A 17853-nucleotide genomic window follows, 5' to 3' on the forward strand; every position below is an offset into this window, starting at 1 on the left:
CTTTAGCGCGGTGGTCCCACCTGACCCCATGCCGAACTCAGAAGTGAAACGCCGTAGCGCCGATGGTAGTGTGGGGTCTCCCCATGTGAGAGTAGGGAACTGCCAGGCATCAAATTAAGTAGTAAGCCGGTGCATAAATCCGGTGGTTACAGCAGTCTTCGGTGGAGCGGTAGTTCAGTCGGTTAGAATACCTGCCTGTCACGCAGGGGGTCGCGGGTTCGAGTCCCGTCCGTTCCGCCACTTATTAAAAGCCCTGAGCTCACGCTCAGGGCTTTTTTCTTATCTGACGTTTAATTATTGCGAAATTAGCAAAAATCCTCTGCGTTTTGCGATCTTTTTCTCTATAACAACGCCAGCGATAATCTTCCTCAGTTTACGAACATAATGATTGAGGAATAGTATGACTCTCCCTGCATTTGGTCTTGGCACTTTCCGCCTGAAAGACGACGTTGTTATCGCATCGGTTAAAACCGCACTCGAACTGGGTTATCGTGCAGTTGATACGGCACAGATCTATGAAAACGAAGCTGCCGTTGGACAAGCTCTCGAAGAGAGTGGTGTGCCGCGTAACGAACTGTTTATCACCACGAAAATCTGGATTGAGAATCTCAGCAAAGATAAGCTGATCCCTAGCCTGAAGGAGAGCCTGAAAAAACTGCGTACTGACTACGTAGATCTGACGCTGATCCACTGGCCATCACCGAATGATGCCGTCTCAGTAGAGGAATTCATGCAGGCGCTGCTGGAAGCGAAAAAGCAGGGCTTAACCCGCGAAATTGGGATCTCCAACTTCACCATTCCGCTGATGGAAAAAGCCATTGCTGCTGTTGGCGCAGAAAATATTGCGACTAACCAGATTGAGCTGTCGCCATACCTGCAAAACCGTAAAGTCGTGGACTGGGCAAAACAGAACGGGATCCACATCACTTCATACATGACGCTGGCCTACGGTAAAGCTCTGAAAGATGAAGTAATTACGCGTATTGCAGAGAAACATAACGCCACTGATGCGCAGGTGATTCTGGCATGGGCAATGGGTGAAGGTTATGCAGTGATCCCATCATCAACTAAGCGTGAAAACCTGGCCAGCAACCTGTTAGCAGCGGATCTTCATCTGGATGCAGACGATAAAAAAGCGATCGCAGCGCTGGAGTGCAACGATCGCCTGGTCAGCCCGGAAGGTTTAGCTCCTGACTGGGATTAAGTTTGACCCGCCCTCTGTAACCTGAACCCTCACACGGCTCCTCCGGGAGCTGTTTTTATATGTTCACTCAGGAAGTCAATAAAGGCACGAATACGCGTACTCACCGCTCTGTCACTGTAATACACCGCGCTAAAAGGCATTTCGACCGGCAGGCGTTTATCGGCCATCAATTCCACCAGTTCACCCCGGGCTATCTCCTTGTCAATCATATAGTCTGACAAGCAGGCGATACCATTTCCTTCGAGACACAGCTGCTTCAGCGTTTCCCCGCTGTTTGAGGATAATCCGCAGGTAATTTCATGAAGTTGACCATCATGACAGGCGACAGGCCAGGTGTTCAGCGACACCGGCTCCGTAAAGCCAAGGCACAGATGCTGCTTCAATTCTTCAACCGTCTCCGGTTTCCCATGCTCGGCAATATACTCTGGCGATGCGATAATTTTGCGGTAGCTGGCAAACAGAGGGCGGGCACGCAAGCTTGAATCTGTCAGGGTTCCCGCCCGGATAGCCACATCCACTTTCCGTTCGATGAGGTTGATAAACGTCTCTGAGGAGACCAGCGATAGCGTCATCTCCGGATAGCGTTCGCGGAAAGGTTTGATCAGCGGCATCAGAAAATGGAGCACAACCGGCGTGGCCGCATCAATGCGCAGCAACCCACGCGGCGTGCTGCGGGTCTCCATAATCTCCGTCTCCGCTGCAGCCATCTCCTGCAATACCGACTGCACGCGGCGGAAGTAACGCTCTCCCTCTTCCGTCAGGCTCAGCTGCCGCGTCGTTCGGTTAAGCAGACTCACTCCAAGCTTCATCTCCAGTTTTTTTACCGAACGGCTGATGGCTGAGTTAGCCTGACCCAGCTGTTCGGCCGCGCGGCTAAAGCTGCCGCTTTCAACGACGGCGACAAAGATTGTCAGCTCTTCCGATGTTGCTTTCATTTTTGCACCACCTGCAAAATTCTATTGAGATTTTGACCATTTTTGTTATTTAAGCACTGGCGCATACTGCCTGTCATCTTAATCCTGATGATACGGAGTATTTTATGCCACTGGCGCTACTTGCCCTGACGATCAGTGCCTTCGCAATTGGCACGACCGAATTTGTTATCGTGGGTCTGGTTCCCACTATTGCTAACCAGCTTGCGATCTCGTTGCCTTCCGCCGGATTGCTGGTGTCTATCTACGCCCTGGGCGTCGCCGTCGGTGCGCCAGTGCTGACGGCCCTGACCGGACGTTTTCCGCGTAAGCAGCTGTTAGTCGCGCTGATGGTGCTGTTCACCGCTGGCAACATTCTGGCCTGGCAGGCGCCGGACTACACCACGCTGGTGATTGCGCGTCTGTTAACCGGCCTTGCACACGGCGTGTTCTTCTCGATTGGTTCCACCATTGCAACCAGCCTGGTGCCCAAAGAGAAAGCGGCTTCAGCGATTGCGATCATGTTTGGTGGACTGACCGTCGCACTCGTTACGGGCGTACCGCTGGGAACGTTTATCGGACAACACTTCGGCTGGCGTGAAACGTTCCTGGCCGTCTCCTTACTGGGTGCCATCGCCCTGGTGACCAGCCTGCTGCTGGTACCGTCGAATATCCCAGGCCGGGCGAGCGCCAGCCTGCGCGATCAGCTGAAGGTGCTCACGCATCCGCGTTTGCTGATTATCTACGCGGTAACTGCATTGGGCTATGGCGGCGTATTCACGGCTTTCACCTTCCTGGCGCCGATGATGCAGGATCTGGCAGGCTTTTCACCCAATGCCGTGAGCTGGATTTTGCTGGGATACGGTATTTCCGTTGCCATTGGCAATATCTGGGGCGGCAAGCTTGCAGATAAGCATGGTGCGGTACCGGCGCTGAAATTCATCTTCGCCGCCCTGGTGGTTCTGCTGATGATTTTCCAGTTCACGGCTTCGGTACACTACGCCGCGCTGGTCACTGTGCTGGTCATGGGGATCTTTGCCTTTGGTAATGTCCCCGGGCTTCAGGTTTACGTTGTCCAGAAAGCCGAGCTCTATACGCCAAATGCCGTGGATGTGGCGTCCGGTCTGAACATTGCCGCATTTAATATCGGCATTGCGCTGGGCTCCATCATTGGCGGGCAAACCGTAGCGCATGTTGGATTAGCCCAGACCCCGTGGATTGGCGCGGTGATTGTCCTGGTCGCCTTCCTGCTGATTGGACTGAGTGGACGTCTCGATAAGCCAGCCAGGGACGCGCTGGGTTAACATCAGTAAGTGCTTGCTTACAAAACTGGAAAGCGGTTTCTCAGAAATTGCGTTGAAAGTATGACCTAAAGTCCCTATAACATTAGAACCAGTCCGTTTTCCGGGCTGGTTCATGTTACAGAGGCTGTTTCCAAAAGTGCGAAAAAATACCTATGCCATGCGTTATGTTGCCGGAATGCCCGCGGAGAGGATCTTGCCTCCGGGGTCATTTGCGAGCATAAGCCAGGCATTACCCGCCGGCACACCGTTAAGCAGCGATGAGAAAATCCGTGTACTGGTGTGGAATATCTTTAAGCAGCAGCGTGCCGAATGGTTATCGGTACTCAAGAATTTTGGAAAAGATGCCCACCTGGTTCTGCTCCAGGAGGCACAAACCACCCCTGAACTGGTACGCTTTGCCACCACGAACTATCTTGCCGCCGACCAGGTGCCTGCGTTTGTCCTGCCACAACACCCCTCAGGTGTGATGACGCTTTCAGCAGCACATCCGGTCTATTGTTGTCCACTGCGCGAACGTGAACCTATCCTGCGTCTGGCAAAATCGGCGCTGGTGACGGTCTATCCGCTGCCGGATACCCGAATGCTGATGGTCGTGAATATCCATGCGGTAAATTTCAGTCTGGGCGTGGATGTCTACAGTAAGCAGTTACTTCCGATCGGCGATCAGATTGCCCATCACAGCGGGCCCATCATTATGGCCGGCGATTTCAATGCCTGGAGTCGTCCGCGCATGAATGCGCTGTATCGCTTTGCGCGCGAAATGTCGCTGCGTGAAGTTCGTTTTAGCGATGACCAGCGCAAAAAAGCCTTTGGTCGTCCTCTCGATTTTGTCTTCTATCGTGGTTTGAGCGTGCATGATGCCTCGGTTCTGGTGACGCGCGCCTCGGATCATAACCCTCTACTAGTCGAATTCAGTCCCGGCAAACCTGATAAATAATGGTGTGTCAGGTCTGCCGTGGGGCAGGCCTGTGCGGGTGCTGCCCTTTATTTTTCACTCACAAAGGACAGTACGATGACAACAACACGCTCCCATCATGACAACGTAGAAAAACAGTTTGGTTCTCAGGCAAGTGCCTATTTGAGCAGCGCCGTGCATGCTTCTGGCCGCGATCTGGTGCGTCTCGGTGAACGTCTGGCGGCGTTCCCGCAGGCACACGTGCTGGATTTAGGCTGCGGGGCAGGGCATGCCAGCTTTACCGCTGCGCAGCGGGTCGCGCACGTTACCGCGTATGACTTATCCAGCCAGATGCTGGACGTCGTTGCCGGGGCGGCAAAAGCGAAAGGGCTGAACAACATCAATACGCGCCAGGGCTATGCCGAATCCTTACCGTTCGATGATGCATCGTTTGAGGTGGTGATCAGCCGTTATTCCGCGCACCACTGGCACGATGTCGGCCAGGCATTGCGCGAGGTCAAACGTGTTCTGAAGCCGGGCGGCACCTTCATCATTATGGATGTAATGTCTCCTGGACACCCGGTGCGCAATATCTGGCTGCAGACGGTAGAAGCGCTGCGCGATACCTCGCACGTGCAAAACTACGCCAGCGGAGAGTGGTTGTCGCTTATCACTGAAGCGGGGCTGATCGCGCGCGCGTTGATTACCGATCGCTTACCGCTGGAGTTCAGCTCCTGGATCGCGCGTATGCGCACCCCGGAAGCATTGAGCCAGGCGATCAGACTGTATCAGGAGAGTGCGTCCGCGGAGGTAAAGGCGTACTTTGAACTGCAGGCCGATGGATCGTTTACCAGCGATACCATCATGGCCGAAGCGCAAAAAGCGGAATAAATAAAAAAAGGCACCGAGGGGAATCGGTGCCTTTTTATCTTTCGATCGTGCTATCAGGAGTCTGGCGTCGCGCTGTTCTTCACAAACAGCGTCAGCTGGTCGCCAGGTTTCAGATTGTCAGTATCATTGTTCCAGCGCATCACATCCTTGATGTTCACGCCGTGCCGTTTTGCGATACTGGACAGTGAATCGCCCTTGCGTACGCGATAGGTAATGCTATCGCTGTTGCTGGCGAGACGCTGTGCGCTGCTACCTGCACCTACCGTCAGAGTCTGACCCACTTTCAGGCCGGAACTGCGCAGATTATTCCACTGCTGCAGATCTTTCGCATTCACGCCAAGACGTGACGCAATGCCCGAAAGCGTATCACCTGAACGAACCTTATAGCTGCGGCTGTTAACTGATGATGCATCCGCGATCAGCGTTGACTGAACGGCGGCGATTTCACCAGAAGCTAAAGACTCGCGTAACTGCTCAGCATGTTTCTGCGGAACCATTACATACTGCGGGCCACTTGCCCCCAGGGTTGAGCCTTTAACGCCAGCATTAAAGGTTTTCAATTTACTTACCGACATACCCGTCATATCAGCAACCTGTTGAATATCAACTGGATTGCTGAGGCGAACACGCGCCAGTGCACGACTTTCGTCTGGTGTTGGCAGTTGTACACCGTAACGCTTGCTGTTCTTGAGAATATCGCTCAATGCCAGCATTTTCGGTACGTAAATCTTTGTTTCCTGTGGCAGTGAGAGCGACCAAAAATCGGTGGATTTACCCCGTGCTTTATTCGCTTTCATTGCCTTCAGTACACGACCTTCGCCACTATTATACGCTGCGACCGTTAATAGCCAGTCGCCGTCAAACATCTTGTTCAGACGTTGCATCATGTCGAGAGCGGCTGTCGTTGAAGCGACAACATCGCGACGCGCATCATAGTTGCGGGTCTGTTTCAGACCATAGTTTCGCCCGGTGCTCGGAATGATCTGCCAAATGCCTGCGGCATTGGCGCCAGACGTCGCGTGTGGGTCAAAAGCGCTCTCCACTATGGGTAGGAGTACCAGCTCCATAGGCATGTTACGTTTCTTAACTTGCCCGGCTATCCAGTACATATACGGCTCTGCCCGTAACGTTACATCGTGGAGATAGCTCTTATTACTTAAATACTTCTGTTTCTGTTCGCGAATCCGGGGATTTTCCGGAATTCCCATCTTTAGCTCGTCGCCAATAGAGGTCCACAAGTCTTGATCCTGCGCGTAAGATGTTCCATCGTCCATCCAGCGCGCCGAACTTGCAAACTTCCCTGCTTCCCCTTGACCAGCTGCAGAAAGGCTCTGTGCGTGCTGTTGTACGTTGCTGCCGTTTTGCGACTGGCAACCTACAAGCAGGACAGAGGCGAGTAATATCGCTTTTGCCTTCATGTGTGTGTCAATAGTTGCTTAAAAGACGAGCGATGATAACGGCGAAATTTTGAAAAGGCAACCCGCAATTATCTGAAGTTATCTTTCTTTGACCTTAACCATGCAAATCGCTGTTCTGGTTGTTGCAAATTTGTTTCTTGGTTAATTTTATTAATTAAATCAATATCATCTGTGCGTAAAAATAAATTAATTTGGCGCTCATTTTTCAGAATTACGGGGAGTGTTTTTTGGTTTTTTGCACGTAACTCCTTCACTTTGTGATAATAATCCTGAATCGCTCGATCCTCGGGTAAGAGGCTCACTGCAAACTTCATATTTCCTAATGTATACTCATGGGCGCAACAAATGACCGTCTCATCGGGTAGCGCGTTAATCTTTTGTAAAGACTGATACATTTGAGATGACGTGCCTTCAAACAGTCTTCCGCAGCCTCCGGAGAAGAGCGTATCGCCGCAAAAAAGATAAGGCTTACTGTAGAAACACAGATGTCCCAAAGTGTGACCCGGTGTGGCAAATACGGAAAACTCCCACTCGCGTATGAGGATATTTTCGCCTTCTTCGACTACATGCGTGATTCCCTTATCTTGTGCCTCTGCCGGTCCGTAAACCACAAGATGCGGAAAATGAGCGCGCAGTTCAGGCACGCCGCCAGTGTGATCGTTATGATGATGCGTCAACAGAATGGCTTCTGGCTGCCAGCCGTTCTCTTTTATGGCGTGCAGTACAGGGGCGGATTCTCCGGGATCGACAATGACGCAGCGGCGATCGTCGTCAACCAAAACCCAGATGTAATTGTCCTGAAACGCTGGAATACTGATAAGATTCATACATTACCTCTTAGAGCGTGGCGGGTGTTTTGATGAAACCGGCAAGGATACCTCAGACTGTCGCAGCACCGGAACGTTGGGCGGAATTGCCCTGGGGTGAATACTATCGCGAAGCGTTAGAACAGCAGCTGAAGCCCTGGCTCGCGAAAATGTATGGCTTTCACCTGCTTAAGATTGGCAATCTCAGCGCGGAAATCAATACCGAAAGCTGCGCTATCTCGCATCAGGTTAACGTCTCTCTCGGCGGATCGCCGGTTCAGGTGAAAGCAGACCCGTTGCATCTGCCGTTTGCGGAAAAATCCGTCGATGCATGTTTGCTCGCTCATACGCTACCCTGGTGCAGCGATCCGCATCGTCTGCTTCGCGAAGCCGATCGCGTGCTGATTGATGACGGCTGGCTGGTACTTAGCGGATTCAATCCGCTAAGCCTGATGGGCCTGCGTAAGCTGGTACCGGTGCTACGCCGGACTCCACCTTACAACAGCCGGATGTTCACGATGATGCGTCAGCTCGACTGGCTTTCACTGCTGAATTTTGAAGTGCTCTGCTACGGTGGTTTTCAGGTGCTGCCCTGGGCGCGGCAGGGGGGCGTGGTACTGAGCACCCATCTCCCCGCGTTGGGCTGTTTGCAGTTTATCGTTGCGCGTAAGCGAACCATTCCCCTTACGCTTAACCCCATGAAGCAGAGCAAGTCGAAAACGCCCATCCGCCAGACCGTGGGGGCCACGCGGCAGTACAAAAAAACCGATTAGACGTCGGGCTGATAGCCCGCATCTTCATGTGCGGGATTGGATGCCGCAGCACGCGCCAGTTCGTCGCAGCGTTCGTTTTCCGGGTGGCCTGCGTGGCCTTTAACCCACTCCCACTTAATCTGGTGCTGGCCCAGCGCAGCATCAAGACGTTTCCAGAGATCGACGTTCTTGACCGGCTTCTTATCGGCGGTTTTCCAGCCGCGTTTTTTCCAGTTATGGATCCACTGGGTGATCCCCTGACGCACGTACTGACTGTCGGTGCTTAGCACCACGTCACAATGTTCTTTTAACGCCTCCAGCGCCACGATGGCCGCCATCAATTCCATTCGGTTGTTGGTGGTCAGAAAATAGCCTTCGCTAAAGGTTTTTTCGTGCTGGCGATAGCGCATAATCGCGCCGTAGCCGCCGGGTCCTGGGTTACCGAGACAAGATCCATCGGTGAAAATTTCTACCTGTTTACGCATCTCTGGTAGACTTCCTGTATTCGAAACGTTCAGTTAAACGATAAGTCTGACATAAATGACCGCTATGAGCACTGCAATTACTCGCCAGATTGTCCTCGATACCGAAACCACCGGTATGAACCAGATCGGCGCGCACTACGAAGGGCATAAGATCATCGAGATCGGCGCCGTTGAAGTGGTGAACCGTCGTCTTACGGGGAACAACTTCCACGTCTACCTCAAACCCGATCGGCTGGTTGATCCGGAAGCGTTCGGCGTTCACGGGATTGCCGATGAGTTCTTGCTGGATAAGCCGACTTTTGCGGATGTCGCTGACGAGTTCCTGGAATACATCAAGGGTGCCGAGCTTGTCATCCATAACGCATCGTTCGATATCGGCTTTATGGATTATGAATTCAGCAAGCTTAATCGTGATATTCCGAAGACGAACACCTTCTGTAAGGTGACGGACAGCCTGGCGCTGGCAAGGAAGATGTTCCCCGGCAAGCGTAACAGCCTGGATGCACTCTGCTCGCGCTACGAGATAGACAATACCAAGCGAACGCTCCACGGGGCGTTGCTCGATGCCCAGATCCTGGCCGATGTCTATCTGACGATGACCGGCGGGCAGACGTCAATGAAGTTCAGTATGGAAAATGAATCCCAGCAGACGCAAGGCGAAGCGGGCATTCAGCGTGTTGTCCGTCAGGCCAGTCGGTTGCGGGTTATTTTAGCCAGTGACGAAGAGCTTCTTAACCACGAATCCCGGCTTGATCTGGTCCAGAAGAAGGGCGGAAGCTGTTTGTGGCGCGCCTGAAAAAACGCCTTAATGCCTGTAAAATCATCGTTTGGGCGATTTTTGCAGCAAACGATTCAAAACGTGAGAAAAAGCGTTGACGAGATCGGAGGCGCACCGTAATATGCGCCTCGTTCCCCAAACGGGAGCAGTGGAGCGGTAGTTCAGTCGGTTAGAATACCTGCCTGTCACGCAGGGGGTCGCGGGTTCGAGTCCCGTCCGTTCCGCCACTATTCAGAAAGCCTGAATCAGAAATGATTCAGGCTTTCGTCGTTTCAGCCTTCAGTAATCTCATTCTCTCCCTTATCGTTAACAAAAAGTTAATACTCATAGTGCAATTTATTAACAATTGCACGGATGTGGTGCATTATTTGCACTGTAATTGTGCATTTCTCCATCACTCCTCTCTTCGCACCTCATTCAGAATGTTTCTTTCTGTAAAAATAATTCACGCAGAATCATCTGGTTATCTCCTGCTTTCCAAAAATATACCGAACCAATTTCGTATTGGTTTGGTTATTGCTTAATCATTAGCACGATAAGCTTCATTCCATATCAATAACTTATCGTTAATAAAAATAAAGTCATGATGAAAGCGAGCGAACCAATATGGAAAAACCGTCACGGTTTCTGGCCAATTCCAGCACCGCGCTTGAGCAGTTGCGCGGGCTTATCAACCAGCATGAGTCAACACCAGGCATACCGCTGCCCACGGAACGTGAGCTGTCGGACACTCTCGGCGTAGGACGACGTGAAGTACGTCGTGCGCTGGACGTGCTGGAAGAAGAGGGGCGCATCTGGCGTAAGCAGGGCAAAGGGACCTTTATTGGCCCGGCGGCACCTGTCGAACCGCTGGCCCTTCAGGGATTGGTTCAGCAAACCAACCTTCTGGAAGTGATGGAAGCTCGTCTGCAGCTCGAACCCGGCTTAGCCCGGCTTGCGGCACTGCGTGCCACCAGGGAAAACCTCGCGCTCATGCAGCGCATGCTGGAACGCATCGACAAGGTCAGTCCGGACGACCGCGATCTCAACGAACTCTGGGACAGCGCCTTTCACCGGGCGATTGCCGAGGCGGCGGGCAACCGTCTGATGCTCGGCCTGTTTGATGCCATTGATGCCGTGCGGCGCGAACCGGGCTGGCAGCATCTGCGCGAGCTGGCACGCACCCCCGAACGTGTCGACAGCTATAACGACCACCACCATAAGATCATGTCTGCGATTATCCATCGCCAGCCTAATGAAGCCGCGGCCGCCATGCGCGAACACCTGCTCAGCCTGCAAACCGCCCTGATTCAGGCGATCCACCTTGAGGACGACTTCACGCCATGACGACAATACCCTTTAAGGACGCCACACCCGTATTGCGAGTGCAAAACCTCAACGTTACGTTTGCTGGCTCGCCGGTTAGCGTGCTTGATGGTATCTCGCTGACCGTCAGGGCGGGCGAAACGCTGGCGCTGGTGGGGGAGTCCGGCTGCGGGAAAAGTATTACCTCACTGGCGCTGATGGGGTTACTGCCCGCCAGCGCGCAGATTGTCAGCGGCGAGATGCAGTTTCGCCGCCACAATCTGCGAAAGCTCTCACCGCGGGAGTATGCCGATCTGCGCGGCAGCGAGCTGGCGATGATTTTTCAGGAGCCAATGACCTCGCTCAATCCGGCGTTCACGCTGGGGGATCAGCTGAGCGAGGCGGTTATGCGACACCAGAACGTCTCGCGCGCAGAGGCGATGAAGGCCGCGCTGCAGATCCTCGAGAAGGTGCAGATCCCGGCGGCAGAGATGCGCCTGAAAGCATATCCCCACCAGCTTTCCGGCGGCATGCGCCAGCGCGTGATGATTGCCATGGCGCTGATTAACCACCCTAAACTGCTGATTGCCGACGAGCCAACCACCGCGCTCGACGTCACCATCCAGGCGCAAATCCTCGCCTTGCTCAACGCCTTAAAAGAGGAAACCGGCACGGCGGTGCTGATGATCACCCACGATTTAGGCGTGGTGGCAGAAGTCGCCCAGCAGGTCGCCGTGATGTATGCCGGACAGGTGGTGGAGCAGGGGAGCGTGGAGGCAATATTCGCCGACCCGCAGCACCCGTACACCATCGGCCTGATGGGGTCGATCCCCTCGCTGGGAGCACGCAAGGGCCAGCTCTCCACAATTCCCGGCGCGGTCCCGCTCCCGGAATCCATGCCGAAAGGCTGCCGTTTTGCCACCCGCTGCCCGTTTGCGCAGTCGCGCTGCCATGATGAAAAACCGCAGCTCACCGCGCTCGGCGCGGGCCATCAGGTAGCCTGCTTCCGCGTGCCGCTCGAACACCACATTGCCCTGGGAGAGACCGCATGACCACGCCCATTCTTGAAGCCCGTGACCTCAGCAAGCTTTTCCCCGGCCCCAAAAAACTCTTTACTCCGGCACGCTTTGTCACGGCGATCGATCGCGTTTCGCTTGCCGTGATGCCGGGCGAAACGCTGGCGATTGTCGGCGAGTCCGGCTCCGGCAAATCTACGCTCGGCCGCCTGCTGCTGCGCCTGCTGGCCGCCAGCGAAGGGCGCGTGTTTTACCAGGGTGAAGAGATCACGCATGCATCGGGTGCGCGCCTCAATCAGCTCCGGCGCGAGCTGCAGATTATCTTCCAGGATCCCTTCGCCTCGCTCAACCCGCGCATGACGGTGGAGCAGATCGTCGGGGAGCCGCTGTGGCTGCACCAGAACATGAAAAAGGCGGATCGCCAGTATCGCGTTGCCGAGCTGCTTAAAACCGTGGGCCTGCCTGCCGCCTGGGCCGGGCGCTATCCGCACGAGTTTTCCGGCGGGCAGCGCCAGCGTATCGGCATTGCGCGCGCGCTGGCCTCGGGACCGAAGCTGCTGCTGGGCGATGAGCCGGTATCCGCGCTGGATGTGTCCGTTCAGGCGCAGGTGGTTAATCTGCTGGAGAGCCTGAAGCACCAGCTGGGGCTGACGATGGTGATTGTCGCCCACGGCCTGGCGGTGATCCGCCATATGAGCGACCGCGTGGCGGTCATGTACCTTGGGCAAATCGTCGAGCTTGCCACCGTCGACGAGATTTTTGACGCGCCGCTGCATCCCTATACCTAGGCGCTGATCGCCTCGGCACCGCAGATGCAGCCGGGTGCTGAACGCGACGCGCCGCTGCTGCAGGGGGATCTGCCCAACCCGGCCAGCCCGCCGTCCGGCTGCCGTTTCCACACCCGCTGCCCGTACGTCACCGATGAATGCCGCCAGGTTGAGCCGATCAATCAGGTGCTCGATGGCGGACGTCAGGTTGCCTGTCATCGCTGGCAGGAGATCAACCGCGATCGCAGCGTTATTCAGATCGCACCGCCATCCGCCGCCTTTCTGCGCCGCCGCGCGCTGTTTGAATACGCGGCCACTCACTCGTCCCTTCCTTCAAGGAACTCATGATAATGACAATGCGTAACTCTCTTTTGACCGTACTGGGAAGTGTTATGTTGCTTGGCGCGGCGCTGCCCGCCCATTCTGAAAGCGTGCTGCGGATCGGCCTGGGCGCTGACCCGGACATGCTCGACCCGCATCTGGCGCGCACCTACTATGGCCGCTTCGTCTTTGCCTCCCTGTGCGACAGGCTGGTGGACGTGGATGAAAACCTGAAGGTCGTCCCCGGCCTGGCTAAAGACTGGGCGTGGAGTGACGACGGTAAAACCCTGACGCTTAATCTGCGCGAAGGCGTCACCTTCCACGACGGTGAGAAATTTGATGCCGCCGCGGCAAAATACAACCTCGACCGCGCCCTGACCCTGAAAGGCTCCCTGCGTAAGAGCGAGATCTCCTCCGTTGAATCGGTCGAGGTCACCGGCCCGATGCAGATTGCGCTGCACCTGAAGACCCCCGATGCCGCGCTGCTGATGCAGCTCACCGACCGCGCGGGCGCGATGATGGCCCCGGAGGCGGCGAAAAAGCCGGACTTTGCCGCCCACCCGGTCTGCTCCGGCCCGTACAAGTTCGACAGCCGCGTGTCCCAGGATCGCATCGTGCTGACCCGCTTCGACAACTACTGGAACAAAGACGCCTACCACTTCGACAAAATTATCTATCTGCCGATCCCGGACGCCTCCGTGCGCCTCGCGAACCTGCGCGCGGGCGATCTCGACCTGACCGAAGGCATCGCCGCCAGCGACGTTAAAACGGTCGAAGCCGACAGCAAGCTGGCGCTGGCTAAGATAACCGGTCTCGGCTATCAGGGCATCACCTTCAACATCAACAACGGCAAGGTGCCGGCCAACGATCCGTTCAAGGACGCCCGCGTGCGCGAGGCGTTTTCTCAGGCCATCGACCGCGATGCGTTAAACCAGGTGGTCTTCGAAGGGCTTTACACCCCGGCAAACCAGGCGTTTTCCCCGGTCAGCCCGTATCACGTTAACCTGCCGGTTCCGCCGCGTGACGTCGACAAAGCCAAAGCGCTGCTGAAGGCGGCAGGCGTCACCGCGCCGCTGACCGTCAACCTGCTGGTGCCGAACAACCCAACCTCACAGCAGGTGGGACAGGTATTGCAGGCGATGGTCGCCGAGGCCGGATTTAACCTGAACCTGCAGATGACCGAATTCGCCACGCTGCTCGATCGCCAGCAGAGCGGCGACTATCAGCTGAGCTTCTCCGGCTGGTCGGGACGCCCGGATCCGGACGGCAGCATCTACGGCTTTATCAACAGCAAAGGCACGCTTAACGACGGCCGCTACAGCAACGCGCAGGTCGATGAGTGGCTGACCCAGGCGCGCCAGAGCACCGACCAGGCCGCACGCCAGCCGCTGTACGACAAGGTGGTGAAGCAGCTGCAAACCGACATGCCGATTGCCTACCTCTACTTCGAGCCGCGCATTTTCGGTCTGAACAAAAGCGTGCAGGGCTTTAAGCCGTACCCGGACGGCATCGTGCGTCTGGCGGGTTTAACGCTGGCGAAATAAAGGTCCCGAGGAGAACCCATGCTGGAACTGATTTGCAAACGTCTGCTGCTGGCCGTCCCGACGCTATTGCTGGTAAGCATGATGGTGTTCGGGCTGCAAAAGCTGCTGCCCGGCGACCCGCTAATCGCCATGGCCGGGGAGGAGCGCGATCCGGCGGTCATCGCCCAGCTGCGCGCGGAGCTGAACCTCGATGCGCCGATCCCCGTGCAGTATTTCCACTGGCTGACGCGGGCGCTGCAGGGCGATCTGGGCGTCTCCTTACGCACGCACGAACCGGTGACGCAGCTGATCGCCAGCAAGCTGCCGGTCACGCTGGAGCTGTCGCTGCTGGCGATGATTATCGCGCTGGTGTTTGGCATCAGCATGGGGATCCTCGCGGCGGTGAACAAAAACAGCTGGGTCGATCACGGGGCGAACTTCGTGGCGATCTCGGGGATCTCGATCCCGCACTTCTGGCTGGGGATCCTGCTGATTCTGGTCTTTTCGGTGAACCTGCAGTGGCTGCCCGCGTCCGGCTACGTGCCGTTCAGTGAAGATCCGCTCCAGAACCTGCGCACGCTGCTGCTGCCCGCGTCCGTGCTCGGAACGGGCCTTGCGGCGACGCTGATGCGCCATACCCGCGCCTCGATGATTGCGGTCCTGAAGGCGGATTACATCCGCACCGCGCGCGCTAAGGGGCTGCTGCCAAAGGCGGTGATCCTGAAGCATGCGTTTCGCAACGCGCTGGTACCGGTCATCACCCTCACCACGCTGCTGTTCGGCGAGCTGCTGGGCGGCGCGGTGCTGACCGAGCAGGTCTTCACTATTCCGGGCTTCGGCAAGATGATCGTCGACTCGGTATTTAACCGTGACTACGCGGTGGTGCAGGGCGTAGTGCTGATCGTGGCGATCGGCTTCCTGATGCTGAACCTGCTGGCCGACGTGCTTTACGTCCTTATCAACCCGAAAATGCGAGGTTAACCATGGCGGAACTGACGACGCAAACCGTTACGCCCGCGCTGCCGCGCGCGCAGAACCGGGTGCTGAAGAAATTCCTCGCCAACAAAAGTGCGGTGATTGGCGCGGTGGTGGTGGGATTCTTTGTGCTGGTGGCGCTGCTGGCGCCGTGGATTGCCCCGTTCGACCCGGTCAAAGCCAACTTCCTGGCGGTGCGCAAAGCGCCGTCGGCGATGTACTGGTTCGGCACCGACGAGCTGGGGCGCGACATTTTATCCCGCATTATCTGGGGTGCGCGCACTTCGCTGATGGCAGGCTGTATGTCGGTCGTTATCGCGGTGGTCATCGGCGTGCCGCTGGGGCTGGTGGCGGGTTACTTCCAGAAGATGTGGGACGGGGTGATCTCGCGGTTTATCGAGGCGCTGCTGGCCTGTCCGTTCCTGATCATGGCGATCGCGCTGGGGGCGTTTTTGGGCCCGAGCCTGACGAACGCCATGATCGCCATCGGTCTTTCGGCGATGCCGATCTTCGCCCGTCTGACGCGCGGGCAGGTGATCGCCATTCGCAACGAAGAGTACATCGACGGCGCGCGGGCGATTGGCCTGCCGGACCGCTGGATCATTATCAAATACGTCCTGCCGAACGTGATGTCGCCGATCCTGGTGCAGGCCACGCTGGCGATTGCCTCGGCAATTATCGCCGAAGCCAGCCTGTCGTTTTTGGGGCTGGGGCAGCAGCCGCCCAATCCGTCCTGGGGCTCCATGCTCAACACCGCGAAAGGGTTTCTTGAGCAGGCGCCGTGGATGTCCGTTTTCCCCGGCGTGGCGATTTTCCTTGCCGTGCAGGGCTTTAATTTACTCGGTGACGGGCTGCGCGATGCGCTCGATCCGCGCCACGACTAAGGAGTCATGATGACCAAAGCGCTTGATTTTACATCCGGTTACGCTTCACGCCGCCCGCCAATGATGGGCCGTAACGCCGTCGCCACGTCGCAACCGCTGGCGGCGCAGGCGGGAATGAAAATGCTGCAGCTGGGCGGCAACGCCGTGGATGCGGCCATTGCCACCGCGATGGCGCTGACGGTGGTTGAGCCGACCGGCAACGGGATCGGCAGCGACGCCTTTGCCATCGTCTGGGACGGCGAAAAGCTGCACGGCCTCAACGCGTCCGGTCGTTCGCCTGCGAGCTGGCATGCGGATCTGTTTGCCGGTAAAACCGCGGTGCCGGAAATTGGCTGGGACGCGGTGACCGTGCCGGGTGCGGTATCCGGCTGGGTCGCGCTGGCGGAACGCTTCGGCACGCTGCCGCTGACCACCCTGGCGCAGCCAGCCATTGACTACGCGCGCAACGGTTTCCCTGTCTCCCCGCTGATTGGCCATCTCTGGCAGCGCGGCTATAGCAAGCTGAAAGATCAGCCGGGCTTCAGCGCCTGCTTCGCGCCGGAAGGCCGCGCCCCGCGCGTGGGTGAAATCTTCCGTAACCCGGCGCAGGCGAACTCGCTGGAGCTGATTGCCCGCACCAACGGTGAAGCCTTTTACCGCGGCGAGCTGGCGCAGAAAATTGCCGCTTTCGCCAAAGAACACGGCGCGCACCTGACGGCTGAAGATCTGGCAAACCACCGCGTGGACTGGGTAGAGCTGCTGTCGCGCGACTTCGCGGGCGGTTCGGTGCAGGAATTGCCGCCAAACGGCCAGGGGATCGCCACGCTGATTGCGCTCGGCATTCTGGAGCAGTGCGGCATTGAGAAGCATCACCCGGATTCCGTGCAGTCCCTGCACCTGTCCATTGAGGCGATGAAGCTGGCGCTGGCGGATCTCGACCGCTACGTGGCGGATGAAGACCATATGGCGTTCGCGGCGCAAGAGCTGCTGAGCGACCATTATCTGAAGTCGCGCGCGGCGCTTATCAATCACGAGCACGCCTCTGATTTCGTTTACGGTTCCCCGATGCAGAGCGGCACGGTCTACATCAGCACCGCCGACGCCAGCGGGATGATGGTTTCGTTTATTCAGTCCAACTACATGGGCTTTGGTTCAGGCATTGTGGTGCCGGATACGGGGATTAGCCTGCAAAACCGGGGCTGCGGGTTTGTGCTGGATCCCAATCACCCGAACGCGCTGGCGGGCAGCAAGCGACCGTTCCACACCATCATTCCGGGCTTTGCGATGGACGGTAACGGCCAGCCGCTGATGTCTTTCGGCGTGATGGGCGGGCCGATGCAGGCGCAGGGGCACATGCAGATGGCGCTGCGCATTATGCTGCACGGGCAAAACCCACAGGCGGCAATCGATGCCCCGCGCTGGCGCGTGGTGCAGGGCAGGGAGGTGATCGTTGAATCGAGTTTCGATCGCAATACCATCGCCGCGCTGCGCGAGCGGGGGCATCAGATCGTGGTGGAAGATCCGCTTCAGGATTACAACTTCGGCGGGGCGCAGGTGATTTATCGCCTGCCGGAAGGGCACTACGTGGCCGCGACGGAAAGCCGCAAAGACGGGCAGGCGCTGGTGAGTTAATGTTTTATTCTCCCTCTCCCGTTGGGAG

At 56.7% G+C, this 17853-nt stretch carries 16 protein-coding genes, 2 tRNA genes, 1 rRNA gene and 1 pseudogene; 16 read left to right on the plus strand and 4 right to left on the minus strand.

From position 1 onward, the window contains the following. The 3 genes from rrf to dkgB all read left to right on the plus strand — a co-directional run. Positions 1-108 (plus strand): 5S ribosomal RNA (gene rrf / locus USF70_RS00005); the annotation flags it as partial. Between the two features lie 55 nt (positions 109-163). Next, a tRNA-Asp gene (locus USF70_RS00010) sits at positions 164-240 on the plus strand. Between the two features lie 160 nt (positions 241-400). Then, positions 401-1204: a 2,5-didehydrogluconate reductase DkgB gene (gene dkgB, locus USF70_RS00015; protein WP_320735142.1), complete on the plus strand. Its 804-nt coding sequence runs from the start codon at positions 401-403 to the stop codon at positions 1202-1204. 29 nt (positions 1205-1233) lie between these two features. Here the strand turns inward: dkgB and yafC are convergent, their stop codons facing one another. Beyond that, entirely contained in the window at positions 1234-2139 is a 906-nt protein-coding gene (gene yafC, locus USF70_RS00020) for a DNA-binding transcriptional regulator YafC (protein ID WP_033144685.1), read from the minus strand. Between the two features lie 104 nt (positions 2140-2243). Between yafC and USF70_RS00025 the strand changes: the two genes are divergently transcribed. The 3 genes from USF70_RS00025 (at position 2244) to USF70_RS00035 (ending at position 5205) form a co-directional block, all read left to right on the plus strand. After that, the gene (locus USF70_RS00025; protein WP_033144686.1) at positions 2244-3419 is read left to right on the plus strand and encodes an MFS transporter; all 1176 of its coding nucleotides are present in this window, start codon (positions 2244-2246) and stop codon (positions 3417-3419) included. A gap of 136 nt (positions 3420-3555) precedes the next feature. Then, positions 3556-4356, plus strand: coding sequence for an endonuclease/exonuclease/phosphatase family protein (locus USF70_RS00030; RefSeq protein WP_024909448.1), 801 nt, complete (start codon positions 3556-3558; stop codon positions 4354-4356). Between the two features lie 75 nt (positions 4357-4431). Beyond that, entirely contained in the window at positions 4432-5205 is a 774-nt protein-coding gene (locus USF70_RS00035; RefSeq protein ID WP_087822945.1) for a class I SAM-dependent methyltransferase, read from the plus strand. A 53-nt stretch (positions 5206-5258) separates the two neighbouring features. Here the strand turns inward: USF70_RS00035 and mltD are convergent, their stop codons facing one another. Both mltD and gloB read right to left on the minus strand, forming a co-directional pair. Continuing rightward, positions 5259-6623, minus strand: a complete 1365-nt coding sequence (gene mltD, locus USF70_RS00040; RefSeq protein WP_032661729.1) for a murein transglycosylase D — start codon at positions 6621-6623, stop codon at positions 5259-5261. 68 nt (positions 6624-6691) lie between these two features. Continuing rightward, positions 6692-7450, minus strand: coding sequence for a hydroxyacylglutathione hydrolase (gene gloB, locus USF70_RS00045; protein ID WP_262771911.1), 759 nt, complete (start codon positions 7448-7450; stop codon positions 6692-6694). A gap of 32 nt (positions 7451-7482) precedes the next feature. On the opposite strand from gloB, the gene USF70_RS00050 reads away from it, so the two are divergent. Continuing rightward, complete coding sequence (locus tag USF70_RS00050; protein ID WP_023310484.1) at positions 7483-8202, plus strand: class I SAM-dependent methyltransferase; 720 nt, start codon at positions 7483-7485, stop codon at positions 8200-8202. On the opposite strand, the gene rnhA is transcribed toward USF70_RS00050, so the two are convergent. Beyond that, positions 8199-8666: a ribonuclease HI gene (gene rnhA / locus USF70_RS00055; RefSeq protein ID WP_023334599.1), complete on the minus strand. Its 468-nt coding sequence runs from the start codon at positions 8664-8666 to the stop codon at positions 8199-8201. The two genes, USF70_RS00050 and rnhA, sit on opposite strands and share 4 nt — an antisense overlap. 64 nt (positions 8667-8730) lie before the next feature. On the opposite strand from rnhA, the gene dnaQ reads away from it, so the two are divergent. The 9 genes and pseudogenes from dnaQ to USF70_RS00100 all read left to right on the plus strand — a co-directional run bounded on the left by dnaQ (position 8731) and on the right by USF70_RS00100 (position 17825). Beyond that, positions 8731-9462 (plus strand): DNA polymerase III subunit epsilon, encoded by a 732-nt coding sequence (dnaQ, locus tag USF70_RS00060; protein ID WP_055703371.1) that lies wholly within the window; start codon positions 8731-8733, stop codon positions 9460-9462. Positions 9463-9594: 132 nt separating this feature from the next. Next, a tRNA-Asp gene (locus USF70_RS00065) sits at positions 9595-9671 on the plus strand. A gap of 379 nt (positions 9672-10050) precedes the next feature. Beyond that, on the plus strand, positions 10051-10770 hold the full coding sequence (locus USF70_RS00070) for a FadR/GntR family transcriptional regulator (RefSeq protein ID WP_023334601.1): 720 nt from the start codon (positions 10051-10053) through the stop codon (positions 10768-10770). Continuing rightward, the gene (locus USF70_RS00075; protein WP_232938568.1) at positions 10767-11780 is read left to right on the plus strand and encodes an ABC transporter ATP-binding protein; all 1014 of its coding nucleotides are present in this window, start codon (positions 10767-10769) and stop codon (positions 11778-11780) included. Before USF70_RS00070 ends, USF70_RS00075 begins: the two co-directional genes overlap by 4 nt. Then, positions 11777-12859: pseudogene (locus tag USF70_RS00080) on the plus strand (ABC transporter ATP-binding protein). Before USF70_RS00075 ends, USF70_RS00080 begins: the two are co-directional and overlap by 4 nt. Positions 12860-12861: 2 nt before the next feature. After that, positions 12862-14376, plus strand: a complete 1515-nt coding sequence (locus tag USF70_RS00085; protein ID WP_232938564.1) for an ABC transporter substrate-binding protein — start codon at positions 12862-12864, stop codon at positions 14374-14376. Between the two features lie 18 nt (positions 14377-14394). Beyond that, entirely contained in the window at positions 14395-15336 is a 942-nt protein-coding gene (locus tag USF70_RS00090; protein ID WP_008500268.1) for an ABC transporter permease, read from the plus strand. Between the two features lie 2 nt (positions 15337-15338). Next, a complete protein-coding gene (locus USF70_RS00095; RefSeq protein WP_029739694.1) occupies positions 15339-16214 on the plus strand; it encodes an ABC transporter permease in 876 nt (291 codons plus the stop codon). Positions 16215-16223: 9 nt separating this feature from the next. Next, positions 16224-17825, plus strand: a complete 1602-nt coding sequence (locus USF70_RS00100) for a gamma-glutamyltransferase family protein (protein ID WP_232938595.1) — start codon at positions 16224-16226, stop codon at positions 17823-17825. Positions 17826-17853 lie beyond the last annotated feature (28 nt).

The sequence above is a fragment of the Enterobacter sp. 237C8 genome, from assembly GCF_034106865.1.
GTDB classification, from domain to species: Bacteria; Pseudomonadota; Gammaproteobacteria; order Enterobacterales; family Enterobacteriaceae; genus Enterobacter; species Enterobacter asburiae_B.

What these genes read in the sequence shown, in the direction of transcription:
- USF70_RS00075 (WP_232938568.1), top strand. Translation starts at nt 10,767, where the DNA reads ATGACGACAATACCCTTTAAGGACGCCACACCCGTATTGCGAGTGCAA.
- yafC (WP_033144685.1), bottom strand. Translation starts at nt 2,139, where the DNA reads ATGAAAGCAACATCGGAAGAGCTGACAATCTTTGTCGCCGTCGTTGAA.
- dnaQ (WP_055703371.1), top strand. Translation starts at nt 8,731, where the DNA reads ATGAGCACTGCAATTACTCGCCAGATTGTCCTCGATACCGAAACCACC.
- dkgB (WP_320735142.1), top strand. Translation starts at nt 401, where the DNA reads ATGACTCTCCCTGCATTTGGTCTTGGCACTTTCCGCCTGAAAGACGAC.
- USF70_RS00100 (WP_232938595.1), top strand. Translation starts at nt 16,224, where the DNA reads ATGACCAAAGCGCTTGATTTTACATCCGGTTACGCTTCACGCCGCCCG.
- USF70_RS00050 (WP_023310484.1), top strand. Translation starts at nt 7,483, where the DNA reads ATGAAACCGGCAAGGATACCTCAGACTGTCGCAGCACCGGAACGTTGG.
- rnhA (WP_023334599.1), bottom strand. Translation starts at nt 8,666, where the DNA reads ATGCGTAAACAGGTAGAAATTTTCACCGATGGATCTTGTCTCGGTAAC.
- mltD (WP_032661729.1), bottom strand. Translation starts at nt 6,623, where the DNA reads ATGAAGGCAAAAGCGATATTACTCGCCTCTGTCCTGCTTGTAGGTTGC.
- USF70_RS00025 (WP_033144686.1), top strand. Translation starts at nt 2,244, where the DNA reads ATGCCACTGGCGCTACTTGCCCTGACGATCAGTGCCTTCGCAATTGGC.
- gloB (WP_262771911.1), bottom strand. Translation starts at nt 7,450, where the DNA reads ATGAATCTTATCAGTATTCCAGCGTTTCAGGACAATTACATCTGGGTT.
- USF70_RS00095 (WP_029739694.1), top strand. Translation starts at nt 15,339, where the DNA reads ATGGCGGAACTGACGACGCAAACCGTTACGCCCGCGCTGCCGCGCGCG.
- USF70_RS00070 (WP_023334601.1), top strand. Translation starts at nt 10,051, where the DNA reads ATGGAAAAACCGTCACGGTTTCTGGCCAATTCCAGCACCGCGCTTGAG.
- USF70_RS00035 (WP_087822945.1), top strand. Translation starts at nt 4,432, where the DNA reads ATGACAACAACACGCTCCCATCATGACAACGTAGAAAAACAGTTTGGT.
- USF70_RS00090 (WP_008500268.1), top strand. Translation starts at nt 14,395, where the DNA reads ATGCTGGAACTGATTTGCAAACGTCTGCTGCTGGCCGTCCCGACGCTA.
- USF70_RS00085 (WP_232938564.1), top strand. Translation starts at nt 12,862, where the DNA reads ATGACAATGCGTAACTCTCTTTTGACCGTACTGGGAAGTGTTATGTTG.